Genomic DNA, 13,730 nt, shown 5'->3' with positions numbered 1-13,730 from the left:
GAGTCACGAACCGGGCCTGAGTCGCCAACCCGGCTTGAGTCAGAGACCCAAGGCACCAAACACCCCCAGACTTCCACCATCAGGAGACACCTCATGTTGCGGCATTTCCTCCGGGACACCGATCTCACACCAGCAGAGCAGGCCGAGGTCCTTGACCTGGCAGCAGTACTCAAGGCCGACCGCTGGATCCACAAGCCGTTGGCCGGTCCTCAGACGGCCACCGTGATCTTTGACAAGACCTCAACCCGTACCCGGTTCTCCTTTGCCGCGGGCATTGCTGATCTGGGCGGTCAGCCATTGATTGTGAACCCCGGGGAGGCGCAGATGGGAGTCAAGGAGTCCATCTTTGACACGGCCAAGGTGCTCTCTCGCATGGTCTCCGTGATCGTGTGGCGGACCTTTGCCCAATCCGGTGTGGATGAGATGGCACAACATGCAACGGTCCCGGTGATCAATGCGCTCTCGGACGAGTACCACCCCTGTCAGATCCTGGCAGACCTGCAGACCATCCGTGAGCACAAGGGCACCACGCAGGGGTTGACCTTCGCCTACTTGGGGGATGCCGCCAACAACATGGCCAACTCTTATCTCCTGGGCATGGCCACGGCAGGAATGAACGTTCGCATTGCCGGGCCAGAGGGTTACCTACCGGATGCCGCCGTCGTTGATGCCGCCCGGCAGCGGGCCCAGGAAACCGGGGCGGAGATTCTGGTGACCACCGATCCTGCCGAGGCATTGGCCGGTGCAGATGTGGTCTGCACCGACACCTGGGTGTCCATGGGACAGGAGTCTGAGAAGGCGGACCGGGCTGAGGTGTTCAAGGTCTACACGGTGGATCAGGCAGCCATGGACCAGGCTGCACAGGACGCCATTTTCCTGCACTGTCTGCCGGCCTACCGGGGATCAGAGGTCACCGCGGAGGTGATCGACGGCCCCCAGTCCGTGGTGTTCGATGAAGCCGAGAACCGACTGCATGCCCAGAAAGCCTTGATGGTGTGGTTGTTGGCCCGCTCCGGGCGCTACGACCTGGAATCCGGGGCAGTGCGATCATGACCATTCCCGCCACAAAAACAGCACGCCAGGCGCGCATCGTGGCATTGGTGACGGCAGGATCCGTGCGCTCTCAGGCTGAACTGGCCGAGCTGCTGGGGCAGGACGGACTGCAGGTCACCCAGGCCACTCTCTCCCGTGACCTGGTGGAACTGGGAGCCGTGCGCGTACGGGACGCATCCGGGACACTGGTGTACGCCGTACCGCAACCTGGCTCCAGCGACGTCGTGGTGGGTGGGGAGAAGATTGCCGAGGCTTTGGACAGCAGACTGGCTGCCCTGTGCAAGGAACTGCTGATCACCGCGGAGGCCTCCGCGAATCTGGTGATGTTGCGGACCCCACCGGGGGCCGCCCAGTATTTCGCCTCGGTGATCGACCAATCCACCATGCACCAGGTGCTGGGCACCATTGCGGGGGACGACACCATCATGGTGGTCACCCGCGACCCCAAGGGCGGTCAGGACCTGGCGGAGCATTTCCTGGCGCTGACCTCCCGGGACTGATCACACCTCGGGTGGTGGGGCACCGGGCCCCAGCACGGCGGTGACCGTGTGTGATCCAATAAGGATTCGGGTCAATGGGGGAACGTCGTCACATGGTGTGTCCCAGGCCCGGGTATCCAGTGCTCCGCAACCTGAGGAATGACCGTGTCGAACCTGGCCACACTGCTCACAAGTTCCGCCGAACGGCATCCCCAGAACATTGCTGTGCGCAGCGACTCCCAGCAGATCACCTACCAGCAGCTGGATCATCTGGCGGATGCCATGCATGCCCGTCTCAAAGCGGTGGGTGTTCAGCCGGGTGATCGGGTGGCCCTGATCTCCCCAAACGTCGCGGCTATGCCCGTTGCCTACTACGGGGTGCTCAAGGCTGGAGCCGTGGTGGTTCCGCTGAACCCCTTGCTGACGGGACGTGAGCTGGAGGGGCTGTTCCGTGACGCCCAGGTCAGTGCCGTGTTGGTGTTCCAGGTGATGGCCGATCACGTGCGGGAGGTGGTGGCCACCATGGACGAGTCCATTGAGGTCATCACGCTGGATGCTGCCACGGTGGACACTGATCAGGTGGCCGAAGGTGCCCGCTCTGATGCGCCGGAGATGGTCCAGCGCGTGGATGACGACCTTGCGGTTCTGCTCTACACCTCCGGGACCACCGGCACCCCCAAGGGGGCCATGCTCACGCACCACAACCTGAGTTCCAACGCCTGGATGACCACGCGCATGTTCGATTACCGCTCCCAGGACGTGTTCCTGGGGGCCCTTCCGTTCTTCCACGTGTTCGGCCAGACCGTGGTGCTCAACGCAGTGATTGCGGTGGGTGCATGCGTCAGCGCCGTCGCCGCCTTCCAGCCCCGCTCCGTGCTCAAGCAGATTCAGGCCCACGGCGTCACACGGTTTGTGGGGGTGCCCTCCATGTTCGTGGCCGTCAACAGCCTGAAGCGCGCAGAACGGGAGAGCTATCCCACCCTGGTCAATGCCATTTCCGGTGGTGCCTCCATGCCCGTGGAAGTGCTCAAGGAATTCGAATCCCTGTTCGGCGTGACGGTGTATGAAGGCTACGGGTTGTCCGAAACCTCCCCGGTGGTCTGCTTCAACCACCCCGTCAATGACCGCGTGCCCGGCTCCATCGGCACGGCCTGCGATGGCGCTGACGTCCGCATTTTCAACGACGACGGCCAAGAGGTTCCCCGCGGCGAGATCGGGGAGATCGTGGTGCGTGGGCAGTTTGTGATGGCCGGGTACTGGAACCTCCCGGAGATCACCGCAAAGTCATTCAGCGGGGAGTTCTTCCGCACCGGGGATGTGGGCCGCCAGGATCAGACGGACCGGTTCTTCATCGTGGACCGCAAGAAGGACATGATCCTGCACAACGGCTACAACGTGTACCCGCGCGAGATCGAGGAAATCCTCTACGAAAACCCTGCCGTCCATGAGGCTGCCGTGGTGGGGCAGGGGGACATCACCGTGGGACAGGACGTGGTCGCGTGCATCGTGCTCAACGACGGCGCGGACGCCGATTCCGTGGTGACTGAACTGCGCCACGCAGCGCGTGAGGGCCTGGCCGTCTACAAGCGACCCAAGCACTACCGGGTCATGGAATCGCTGCCCAAGGGCCCCACGGGCAAGATCCTCAAGCGGGAGATCGTGCTGGACTGAGCCGTCAGTCGTTGGCTTCGAGCAGTTCCAGCACCGCAGTGCGGCCGAACTCGCGAGCCACGGCCTGGGCGTGGTGGTGGCCGGTGTCCTGACGGGCGCCGGCCTCCAACAGCATCTGGGTGATGGCCTGGTTGCCGCGGAACACGGCACAGATCAGGGCCGTGAAGCCCATGTCTGACACTCGTTCCGTGTCTGCACCGCGCTCCAGCAGGGCAGCCACCGTCTCCGGATGTTCGTGGTAGGACGCCAGGTTCAACAGGGTGTCGCCCTTGCTGTTGGTCAGGTTCACGGGAACGCCTTGGTCCACGGCTGAGGCCAGGTACTGGGTGCGGCCATCACGGGCGGCGTCGAACATGGACTGCAGGAGTTCGAGTTCTTGGGGGCTGAGCTCTGGGGGTTGGGTCATGACTCCATTGTGTCTGACCTGTACTGCGGATTTAGACTGTGGCGCACATCACTCGTTCGGCTGCAAGGAGTACCCCGTGACCAATCTGGCAACCCTGCTGACCACCTCCGCTGGAACGCATGCCGACCGGGTGATGGTCAAACTCGACGACGCCCAGCTGACCTACGCCCAGGTGCATCACCTGAGTGCGTGTTTTGCTGGTCAGCTGCGCAGAGCAGGGGTTTCTGATGGTGATCGGGTGGCCATCATCCTGCCGAACGTGCCGCACGTTCCCGTGATCTACAACGCGATCCTGCGCCTGGGTGCAATTGTGGTGCCGCTGAATCCACTGCTCACGGAGCGTGAAGTCGCCTATCACCTTGAAGATTCGCAGGCGGTTGCCGTCGTCGTGTGGGAAGCCATGGCAGTCACCGCTGAGGCAGCCGCCGGGGACCGCACGGTCATCACGCTGGAGGCGGGGTCTCTCCAGGGCATGGGGGAACAAGAGCCTGCGCAGGACGTGGCGGACAAGGACGAGGACGACGTCGCCGTGCTGCTCTACACCTCCGGGACCACGGGGCGCCCCAAGGGTGCCATGCTGACCCATCGCAACATGCGCACCAATGCGGAACTGGTGGTGGAGCTGTTCAGCATCACCCCGGAGGACGTCTTGTTCGGTGGGCTGCCGTTCTTCCACGTGTTCGGTCAGACCGTGGCCATGAATGCTGTGGCGGCGGCCGGTGCCTCAGTCACGTTGCTGGGCCGGTTTGAGCCCGTCAAGGCTGTGGATGTTCTGAAGCGCGACGCCGTGACCCTGGTGGCCGCCGTGCCCTCCATGCACATCGCCATGGTGCAGGAAGCGGTCAAGCGCAAGGCTGAGGAGTTTCCACACATCCGTGGTCTCATCTCCGGGGGCTCCCCGCTCCCGGTGGAGGTGCTGCGGCGGGCGGAGAAGGTGTTCGATGCCGTGGTGCTGGAAGGTTACGGGCTTTCCGAGACCTCACCTGTGGTCTGCTTCAACCAGTTCGGTGGACCCCGTGCGGCAGGTTCCATCGGCACGCCCGTGCGCGGTGCCGACCTGCGGGTGGTGGATGCTATGGGTGAGGAGGTCCCCTATGGGGAAGTCGGAGAAATCGCCATCTCCGGGCAGTACGTCATGGCCGGCTACTGGCGCAAGGAGGAAGCCACGGCCCAGGCCATTCGGGACGGCTGGCTCCAATCCGGGGACTTGGGCCGTCAGGACGACGACGGCTTGTTCTACATCGTGGACCGTATGAAGGACATGATCATTCGGGGTGGTTACAACGTGTATCCGCGCGAGGTCGAGGAAGTCATCTTTGAGTTCCAGGGTGTCTCCGAATGTGCGGTGATCGGTGTCCCGGATGATCGCCTGGGGCAGGAGGTGGCCGCCGTCGTCGCCTTTGTGGAGCAACCCGAAGATCCAGGTGCGGTGATCACGCAACTGGATGAGCATGTCCGAGCCCAACTGGCCAATTACAAGGTGCCGCGTGTGTGGCAGATTGTGGAGGCGCTGCCCAAGGGTCCCACCGGCAAGATCCTCAAGCGCACCATCGAGGTGGGGGAGGACGCCGTCCGAACCGGCAGCAATGCATAAATACACTGTGGTGTGTATAGTCATGCATGAACGTCGAGCGAACTGACATCAAGGAGAACTTTCGTGACCGAGCGCGTTGTACTCGCCTACTCAGGCGGACTGGACACCTCTGTGGCCATCGGCTGGATCGGTGAAGCCACCGGTGCAGAGGTCATCGCCTGTGCTGTGGACGTCGGACAGGGTGGCGAGGACCTGGAATCCATCCGCCAGCGCGCTCTGGACTGCGGTGCCGTGGAGGCAGTGGTCGCGGATGCTCGCGACGAGTTCGCCAACGATTACTGCATGCCCGCCCTGAAGGCCAACGGCCTCTACATGGACTCCTACCCGCTGGTCTCCGCGGTCTCCCGTCCGGTGATCGTCAAGCACCTGGTGGACGCCGCCAAGAAGTTCGGGGCCACCACCGTGGCCCACGGTTGCACCGGCAAGGGCAACGACCAAGTGCGTTTTGAGGTCGGCATCCAGACCCTGGGCCCGGACCTGAAGTGCATTGCCCCGGTCCGTGACCTGGCTCTGACCCGCGAAAAGGCCATCGATTACGCCGAGCGCAACGACCTTCCCATTGCCACCACCAAGAAGAACCCGTTCTCCATCGACCAGAACGTGTGGGGCCGCGCCATTGAGACCGGCTTCTTGGAGGACATCTGGAACGCCCCCACGAAGGACGTCTACGACTACACGGACGATCCCGCCTTTGCCCCTGCACCGGATGAAGTGGTGCTCACCTTCTCCCAGGGCATCCCCGTGGCCATCGACGGTCGCCCGGTGACCCCGCTGGAGGCCATCCAGGAGATGAACCGCCGCGCCGGCGCCCAGGGTGTTGGCCGTATCGACATCGTGGAAGACCGCCTGGTGGGCATCAAGTCCCGCGAAATCTACGAGGCCCCCGGTGCCATGGCTCTGATTGCAGCCCACCAGGAGCTGGAGAACGTGACCATCGAGCGCGAGCAGGCCCGCTTCAAGAAGACCGTGGGCCAGCGCTGGACCGAACTGGTGTACGACGGCCAGTGGTTCTCCCCGCTGAAGAAGTCCCTGGATGTGTTCCTGGACGACACCCAGCGTTACGTCAACGGCGACATCCGCATGACCCTGCACGCGGGCAAAGCCACCGTGACCGGGCGCCGTTCGGAGACCTCGCTCTACGACTTCAACCTGGCCACGTACGACGAAGGCGATTCCTTCGACCAGTCCCAGGCCCGCGGGTTCATCGAACTGTTCGGCATGTCCTCCAAGGTCGCCTCCGCCCGCGACCAGCGCCTGGCTGCCGACGGTCACTGAGCCCGACCCCGGTTCCCAGGTCCGACGACGACGGTCGCCCTCCTTGGCCTGCTTCGCTTGACGGCCTACGGAGGGCGACCGTCGTCGTCTTTGCACCAAGCCGCACGTATCCTGGGGCGAACACTTCTGGAAGCAACGCAAGGGGAAGCATGACCGAGCACGTCAAGCACGGGACCAATGAGGGTGCGCTGTGGGGTGGTCGGTTCGCCGGCGGCCCTGATCAGGCGCTCGCGGCACTGTCCAGGTCAACGCAGTTCGACTGGCGCCTGGCCCCGTATGACATCGCCGGTTCGCGCGCGCACGCTCGGGTTCTTCACCGGGCGGGTTTGCTCGACGACGCCGAACTGACCGGCATGATCGATGCCCTGGACCGTCTGGAAGAGGATGTTCGTTCAGGTGCTTACGTCCCGGCGGAATCGGATGAGGACGTCCACGGGTGCTTGGAGCGCGGACTGATCGAGCGCGCCGGAGCGGAGCTGGGCGGCAAGCTGCGTGCAGGGCGCTCACGTAATGACCAGATCGCCACCCTGGGGCGGATGTACCTGCGTGATCACGCCGCCATCATCGCCAAGGATCTTCTGGACGTGGTTCGTGCCCTGATTGCTCAGGCGGAGGCTCACCCGTATGCCCCCATGCCGGGCCGTACGCACCTGCAGCACGCCCAGCCGATCCTGCTGTCCCACCACCTGCTGGCCCACGCGTGGGCCATGGTGCGCGACGTCGAACGATTTGTGGACTGGGATGCCCGCGCAGCCGTGTCGCCGTACGGTTCCGGAGCGTTGGCAGGCTCCACCCTGGGTCTGGATCCCAATGCGGTGGCCGATGAGTTGGGCTTTGACTCTGCCGTGTTCAACTCGATTGACGGCACTGCCTCCCGGGACGTGTATGCCGAGTTCGCCTGGGTGTGCGCCATGCTCTCCGTGGACGTCTCCCGGATCTCTGAGGAGATCACCACGTGGGCCACCAAGGAATTCTCCTTTGCCACGTTGCATGACTCCTTCTCCACGGGCTCCTCGATCATGCCGCAGAAGAAGAACCCAGATGTGGCAGAGCTTGCTCGCGGCAAGGCCGGGCGTATGATCGGGGACCTGACCGGCTTGCTGGCCACGTTGAAGGCGTTGCCCTTGGCGTACAACCGTGACCTGCAAGAGGACAAAGAACCGGTCTTTGACGCCATTGACCAGCTGGAAGTTCTGCTCCCGGCGGTCTCCGGCATGGTGGCCACCTTGACGTTCAACACCGAGCGCATGGCCGAACTGGCACCTCAGGGCTTTGCCCTGGCCACGGACATTGCCGAGTGGTTGGTCCGCCAGGGCGTGCCGTTCCGGGACGCTCACGAGATTTCTGGCGATGCCGTGCGCGTGTGCGAGTCCCGGGACATTGAACTGTGGGACCTGACCGATTCGGACTTTGCCGCCATCGATTCCAGGCTCGCCCCGGAGGTTCGCAGCGTGCTGACCCTGGAGGGTTCCTTGAACAGCCGCTCCTCCCAGGGTGGCACGGGCCCGGATGCGGTGTCCCAGCAGCTCAGCGCTTTGAAGGAATGCCTGGAGGCCTTGGCCGCGTTCGAAAACCGTCAGCCGATCGTCTCGGCCTGAACGCCTGAACCATCTGAAAGGCCGAGCAGCCCGGATGCCTGAAGGACGTGCGGAACTGGATCCTGCGGTGCTGGAGCTCTTGAGCGCCCCGGCACCGCAGGTTGCCCCGCGCTTGTTGGGTGCGGTGCTCTCCACCACCGGTGCTGAGGGGCGCGTGGCCCTGCGGATCACTGAGGTGGAGGCCTACGGTGGACCCGCGGACTCCGACCTGCCGGATCCTGGTGCCCACACCTACCGCGGGCAGACTGCGCGCAATTCCTCCATGTTCGCAGCCCCCGGACACATCTACGTCTACTTCACCTACGGCATGCACCACGCTGTGAATCTGGTCTGCCGCCCGGTGGGCTCTGCCGGCGGTTGCCTGATCCGCGCCGGTGAGGTCATCCACGGGCAGGAGCTGGCGCGGCGTCGTCGTGCGGCTCGCCGCTCCACGGCCGTTGCGGATGTGGCCTTGGCGCGCGGACCGGGCAATGTTGCCCAAGCTCTCGGGCTGACCTTGGATCACGACGCCGCCCCGCTGACCGCCGATCCCCAGGAACCGGGGGTTCACTTGGAACTGGGGGAGGCTGTGGAGGCGGTCACGGTCACGGCACGGACGGGGGTGTCCGGGCCTGGTGGTGACGGTGAGAGCTTCCCCTGGCGATTCGCGGTGACGGGGGACCCCACGGTCTCCCCGTACCGGGCTGCCGCCCCGCGTAAAGGGCGTTGATCTCAGGCCCGCGGCGCGGCACGGGCGGTGGGCAGCCGCTACGATGTCGCCTGTGAATCACCAGCAGACCGCGCAGCCGTCCGAATCCGTTGAGCAGATGATTGATCGTCTGTGCGCCAAGATCCCCGATTACCCCGAACCCGGGGTGCTCTTCCGGGATCTCACCCCACTGTTTGCAGACGGACCCGGGTTCAAACGCACCGTGGAGGCCTTGGCGGATGCCTTTGACGGCCAGTTCGACTGTGTGGCTGGTGTGGAGGCCCGCGGGTTCATCCTTGCTGGGGCCATCGCCAATGTGGCCGGTTGCGGTGTGCTGCCCGTCCGCAAGGAGGGCAAGCTTCCACGGGAGACTTTCAAGCAGAGCTATCAGCTGGAGTACGGCTCTGCCACCTTGGAGGTCCACACGGATGACCTGCCCCGCGGCTCTCGAGTCCTGGTGGTGGATGACCTCCTGGCAACCGGTGGAACGCTGGAGGCCACGGGTCACCTGCTGCACCGCGCCGGGCTTCACATTGCAGGATTCGGTCTGGTCATGGAACTGACGGACCTGCGTGGCCGCGCCAAGTTGGGTGGTCACCGCGTTCGGGCCCTTTACCGCGTGTGAGGTTTTCTTCACCGGAAGCCACCTGCCCCGAAAGGCCGCCCGGCACTACCATGGTGGGTCGGTATTCAGCGGAGGAGAGCAATCGCATGACCGAGGCCACCACTCAGACGCCCCAAATGGTTCAGCGTCAGTTGGACGTGGAGCGTGAGTACGTTCGGATTCTCTACGCCCGCTTGGATGCGCTGCGTCAGGAGAAGGCAGAGGAACTGGCCCGGGTGCGCCGCACGGACACGGGCAGCAACCACCAGAGCCGCTCCGAACGTGATGCCTTTGCCACGCATTACGAGGACCGTTTGGCTCAGCTGAATTCCGTGGACAACCGTTTGGTCTTCGGTCGCTTGGACGCCACGGACGACGACGGCGCCCACACCCGGTACATCGGCCGAATCGGGCTGGCCACGGAAGACCATCAGCGGTTGATGGTGGACTGGCGTGCGCGTGAAGCTGCCGCGTTCTACCAGGCCACGGCTCGTCATCCCATGGGAGTGCGTAGGCGGCGGCATCTGATCCTGGACGGCCGGGACGTGACTGCCATTGAGGACGACGTCCTGGATCCTCAGATGTTGGGGGAGGACGGTGTGCTCCAGGGCGAAGGTGCCCTGTTGGCTGCCCTGAACTCCAAGAGGACGGGGCGGATGACGGACATTGTCTCCACCATCCAGGCCGAACAGGACCGCATCATCCGCGCACCGCTGCCCGGTGTGCACGTGGTGCAGGGTGGCCCGGGTACGGGAAAGACCGCTGTGGCCCTGCACCGTGCCGCGTATTTGCTCTACGAACACCGTGAACGGCTGAGGAAGTCGGGTGTGCTGATTGTTGGGCCGTCGTCGTCGTTTCTGTGGTACATCGACCGCGTGCTGCCTTCCTTGGGGGAGACCGGCGTGGTGATGTCCTCGCTGGCCGACCTGTATCCCGGGGTGCACGGTGTGCCGGAGTGCAACCGGGAGGTTGCCCGGATCAAGGCCGGTCTGGACATGGCAGACGTGATCCGACAGGCCGTGCGGGACCGCCAAAAGGTTCCGGCCACGGACCAGAAGTTGCGTGCGGACTCCTATGAGGTGGTGCTGCCGCGCAAACTGGTGCGCCGTGCCCGGGACAAGGCGCGGGCCACGGGCAAGCCGCACAACCAGGCGCGGGCCACGTTTGTGAAGATCGTGCTGCGGGAACTGGCGGATCGGCTCGGCCAGGATTTGAACAAGCGTTCCGGAAATGCCATTGACCGTTCCTACCTGGTGGAGGACCTGCGTCAGGCACCGGAGGTGCGCAAGGCGCTGAACCTGTGCTGGTTGCCGGTTTCCCCGGAGACGCTGGTGCGGCAGGTCTTTGCCAAGCGGCACTATCTGGATTCGGCCTTCCGCACCTACACCTCAGCCCAGCGCGACCTCCTGGCCCGTGCAGCGGATGCCCCACTGACGGTCTCGGACGTGCCGCTGTTGGACGAGGCCGCTGAACTGCTGGGTGATTTGGAAGAAGCCGGTGTGCGCTTCCGAACTTCTGAGGCTGAGCGGGCCAAGGCCACGGAGAACGCCGAGAAAGCGCTCTACAACATGCACCAGTCCTTGGAGGACGTTGGCGTGGACGGGGTGGTCACTGCTGCGGACCTGACCGCGTTCAATGAGGAATCCGAGTACCGCATGACGGCAGCCGAGGCAGCGCACGCGGACCGAACCTGGGCTTACGGGCACGTGGTGGTGGACGAGGCCCAGGAACTGACTCCCATGCAGTGGCGGGTGCTCATGCGCCGCTGCCCCATGAAGTCATTCACCGTGGTCGGGGACATCGCCCAGGGCGGTGCAGCATCGGCAGCCACCTCCTGGGACGCGGCCCTTGAACCGTTTGTGGGGGACCGCTTTGCCCTGGACGAGCTCACCGTCAATTACCGCACGCCCGCTGCGATTGCGGATGCCGCAGTGGCTGTGGCCCGTGCCGCGCGTCTGAAGATCTCCACACCCAAGGCTGTCCGCGATGGCCAGGCGCCGCTGCTCACCCAGTTGCCCACCAACACCGACGACGCCGCCCTGGCCGCCGAGGTTGCGGATCAGACCCAAGCTGAAGTTGAGGCTGTGGCCGGTGGTCTGGTTGCCGTGATTGCCCCCGAGCACCGTGTGGCGCACCTGGGCGAGGTCCTGAGCGGACGTCTTCCGGGGAAGGTTGGTGCCGGGATGCGCCGCGTGGAGAACAGCGTGGTGGTGCTCTCCACCTGGGAGGCCAAGGGCCTCGAGTTCGACTCCGTGGTGCTGGTGGAACCTTCGGAAATTGTGGAGGAGTATGACGGTGTGGGTTCCCTCTACGTGGCCATGACCCGTCCCACCCAGCGGTTGAGGATCATAGGTGCCGGCGCCATGCCAGCCGGGCTGACGGCGTCGTGACCGGGGGTGACGGGCTGGTAAATTTGCGCGGGTGACGGAAAGCATTGACTTCGATCAGCAGCACAACGATCCCTCCTTCCCCAACGTCTGGCAGGAGCTCAAGTGGCGCGGCCTGGTGCACGTGTCCACGGATGAAGCCGCGCTGGAAGAAGTCCTGGCAGGCGATCCGATCACCTATTACTGCGGATTCGATCCCACTGCCGCCTCCCTCCACCTGGGCCACCTGGTCCAGCTGTTGACCCTGCGGCGTCTGCAGTTGGCCGGCCACAAACCGTTGGGTCTTGTGGGTGGCTCCACGGGCCTGATCGGCGATCCTCGGCAGAGCACCGAACGTGTTCTGAACTCCCGGGAGATCGTGGCCGAATGGGTGGAGAAGCTGCGCGTGCAGATCGAACGCTTCCTGTCCTTCGACGGCTCCAACGCCGCCCGGATGGTCAACAACCTGGACTGGACCTCCAAGCTCTCTGCCATTGACCTGCTGCGTGAGGTGGGCAAGAACTTCCGCGTGGGAACCATGATCAAGAAGGAGATCGTGGCCAAGCGCCTGAACTCTGATGAGGGCATCTCCTACGCCGAGTTCAGCTACCAGGTCTTGCAGGGCAATGACTTCCTGAACCTCTACCGGGACTACAACTGCGTTCTGCAGACCGGCGGATCTGACCAGTGGGGCAACCTGACTGCTGGCACGGAACTGATCCGCAAGACCGAGGGCGTCAACGTCCATGCGATCGGCACACCGCTGATCACCAACTCGGACGGCACCAAGTTCGGCAAGTCCGAAGGCAACGCCATCTGGCTCAACCCGGAGATGACCACTCCGTACGCGTTCTACCAGTTCTGGCTCAACACGGCAGATGCCGACGTGATTGATCGGCTCAAGGTATTCACCTTCCGCACGCGTGATGAGATTGCTGAACTCGAGCGCAAGGTGGCAGAGGAACCCTTCCGACGTGAAGCACAGAAGGTGCTGGCCACGGACGTGAACACCTTGGTGCATGGTGAGTCCGCGACTCGGCAGGCGATTGCCGCATCTGAGGCCGTGTTCGGCAAGGGTGACTTTGCCCAGCTCGATGAGGCAACCCTGACCGACCTTGCCAAGGAACTGCCGTCGGCGCAGGTGTCACCCGAACAGTTGGCCTTGGTGGACGTGCTGGTTGAGACTCCGTTGGCCGGGTCCAAGTCGGAGGCGCGGCGCATGCTGGCCGAGGGTGCCGTGTCCGTGAACAACACCAAGGTCACAGGGGCTGATGCCCAGCTGTCCCCGGAGGAACTCCTTCTGGGGAAGTACGCCTTGATCAAGCGCGGCAAGAAGAACATGGCAATCGTGACCGTGACGGGATGACCGTCACCTGAGTGGCCCATGGGACGGGGCGCCTCTCACGGGAACAGTGGCCCGGCACCCTTGGGGTGCCGGGCCACTGTGGTGCTGAGGCACCGCGTCGCTCAGGTGCCGTGGTGCCGAGTCGCTGTGGTGCGGAGTCGTTGTGGGCGCGGATCCCGCGTGGTGACGGGCGGCTCGTGGTGACGGGCAGCTCGTGCTGGCGGGCCTCTTGCGGGGCGAGCCACTCCGAGGGTGGGGTCTGTGATGGAGGGCACCGGCCCTTACGGCCTCATCCGGTTGCGAGCCCCTGGAGGCGGGTGTAGTGTTTTCATCTGTTGCCGCAAGGGGCTGACGAACAGAAGTTCAGCAGCCGCGGCACGCAAGGTCCAAGACCTACTCCACACCCCCCCAACTCAGCAACCGCTAGTTGCCGTGCGTACGTACGGGAATCACCGAGTTGCCAAGAGCCGGGAAGGCGAGTAACGTTGCGGGCCGCAGTGATCCGGACAGGATCGCAGCAACAAAGAACTCCGGGGTTCTTGGTGGTCATCACGGTTGTGGTGGGTGCTGGTTCCACTGGTCTGTTGTTTGAGAACTCAATAGTGTTTCATGTTTGTTGATACCAAATATTGTTTTGTTTGGTTGATGGCC

11 protein-coding genes are annotated in these 13,730 nt (G+C 64.1%); 10 read left to right on the top strand and 1 reads right to left on the bottom strand.

Annotated elements, in window-relative coordinates; translation table 11 throughout:
- Window positions 1–93: 93 nt before the first annotated feature.
- The 3 genes from argF to GTW58_RS06920 all read left to right on the top strand — a co-directional run bounded on the left by argF (window position 94) and on the right by GTW58_RS06920 (window position 3,203).
- The gene (argF, locus tag GTW58_RS06930; RefSeq protein ID WP_047691886.1) at window positions 94–1,053 is read left to right on the top strand and encodes an ornithine carbamoyltransferase; all 960 of its coding nucleotides are present in this window, start codon (window positions 94–96) and stop codon (window positions 1,051–1,053) included.
- Complete coding sequence (locus tag GTW58_RS06925; protein WP_047691888.1) at window positions 1,050–1,553, top strand: arginine repressor; 504 nt, start codon at window positions 1,050–1,052, stop codon at window positions 1,551–1,553. Before argF ends, GTW58_RS06925 begins: the two co-directional genes overlap by 4 nt.
- A gap of 138 nt (window positions 1,554–1,691) precedes the next feature.
- Window positions 1,692–3,203 carry a long-chain-fatty-acid--CoA ligase gene (locus GTW58_RS06920; protein WP_209436422.1) on the top strand — a complete coding sequence of 504 codons (1,512 nt, stop codon included), beginning with the start codon at window positions 1,692–1,694 and terminating at the stop codon, window positions 3,201–3,203.
- 4 nt (window positions 3,204–3,207) lie between these two features.
- On the opposite strand, the gene GTW58_RS06915 is transcribed toward GTW58_RS06920, so the two are convergent.
- Window positions 3,208–3,609: an ankyrin repeat domain-containing protein gene (locus GTW58_RS06915; RefSeq protein ID WP_119933523.1), complete on the bottom strand. Its 402-nt coding sequence runs from the start codon at window positions 3,607–3,609 to the stop codon at window positions 3,208–3,210.
- A 76-nt stretch (window positions 3,610–3,685) separates the two neighbouring features.
- Between GTW58_RS06915 and GTW58_RS06910 the strand changes: the two genes are divergently transcribed.
- The 7 genes from GTW58_RS06910 to tyrS all read left to right on the top strand — a co-directional run bounded on the left by GTW58_RS06910 (window position 3,686) and on the right by tyrS (window position 13,100).
- Complete coding sequence (locus GTW58_RS06910) at window positions 3,686–5,203, top strand: long-chain-fatty-acid--CoA ligase (RefSeq protein ID WP_119933522.1); 1,518 nt, start codon at window positions 3,686–3,688, stop codon at window positions 5,201–5,203.
- A 63-nt stretch (window positions 5,204–5,266) separates the two neighbouring features.
- A complete protein-coding gene (locus GTW58_RS06905) occupies window positions 5,267–6,478 on the top strand; it encodes an argininosuccinate synthase (protein ID WP_047691894.1) in 1,212 nt (403 codons plus the stop codon).
- A 149-nt stretch (window positions 6,479–6,627) separates the two neighbouring features.
- Window positions 6,628–8,076, top strand: a complete 1,449-nt coding sequence (gene argH / locus GTW58_RS06900; RefSeq protein WP_119933521.1) for an argininosuccinate lyase — start codon at window positions 6,628–6,630, stop codon at window positions 8,074–8,076.
- A gap of 34 nt (window positions 8,077–8,110) precedes the next feature.
- Window positions 8,111–8,785 carry a DNA-3-methyladenine glycosylase gene (locus GTW58_RS06895; RefSeq protein ID WP_119933520.1) on the top strand — a complete coding sequence of 225 codons (675 nt, stop codon included), beginning with the start codon at window positions 8,111–8,113 and terminating at the stop codon, window positions 8,783–8,785.
- Between the two features lie 97 nt (window positions 8,786–8,882).
- Entirely contained in the window at window positions 8,883–9,389 is a 507-nt protein-coding gene (locus tag GTW58_RS06890) for an adenine phosphoribosyltransferase (protein ID WP_047692008.1), read from the top strand.
- A gap of 86 nt (window positions 9,390–9,475) precedes the next feature.
- Window positions 9,476–11,758 (top strand): HelD family protein, encoded by a 2,283-nt coding sequence (locus GTW58_RS06885; RefSeq protein ID WP_119933519.1) that lies wholly within the window; start codon window positions 9,476–9,478, stop codon window positions 11,756–11,758.
- A 31-nt stretch (window positions 11,759–11,789) separates the two neighbouring features.
- Entirely contained in the window at window positions 11,790–13,100 is a 1,311-nt protein-coding gene (tyrS, locus tag GTW58_RS06880; protein ID WP_119933518.1) for a tyrosine--tRNA ligase, read from the top strand.
- The last annotated feature ends 630 nt before the right edge of the window (window positions 13,101–13,730 follow it).

This window comes from Kocuria subflava, assembly GCF_012163155.1.
Lineage (GTDB): Bacteria > Actinomycetota > Actinomycetes > Actinomycetales > Micrococcaceae > Kocuria > Kocuria subflava.
This window is presented reverse-complemented; position numbering and strand designations above follow the sequence as displayed.

Bases quoted from the DNA above. Each gene is read 5' to 3' on its own strand.
- GTW58_RS06890 (WP_047692008.1), top strand. From the start codon at position 8,883: ATGATTGATCGTCTGTGCGCCAAGATCCCCGATTACCCCGAACCCGGG.
- GTW58_RS06885 (WP_119933519.1), top strand. From the start codon at position 9,476: ATGACCGAGGCCACCACTCAGACGCCCCAAATGGTTCAGCGTCAGTTG.
- GTW58_RS06920 (WP_209436422.1), top strand. From the start codon at position 1,692: ATGACCGTGTCGAACCTGGCCACACTGCTCACAAGTTCCGCCGAACGG.
- GTW58_RS06915 (WP_119933523.1), bottom strand. From the start codon at position 3,609: ATGACCCAACCCCCAGAGCTCAGCCCCCAAGAACTCGAACTCCTGCAG.
- argH (WP_119933521.1), top strand. From the start codon at position 6,628: ATGACCGAGCACGTCAAGCACGGGACCAATGAGGGTGCGCTGTGGGGT.
- argF (WP_047691886.1), top strand. From the start codon at position 94: ATGTTGCGGCATTTCCTCCGGGACACCGATCTCACACCAGCAGAGCAG.
- GTW58_RS06925 (WP_047691888.1), top strand. From the start codon at position 1,050: ATGACCATTCCCGCCACAAAAACAGCACGCCAGGCGCGCATCGTGGCA.
- GTW58_RS06895 (WP_119933520.1), top strand. From the start codon at position 8,111: ATGCCTGAAGGACGTGCGGAACTGGATCCTGCGGTGCTGGAGCTCTTG.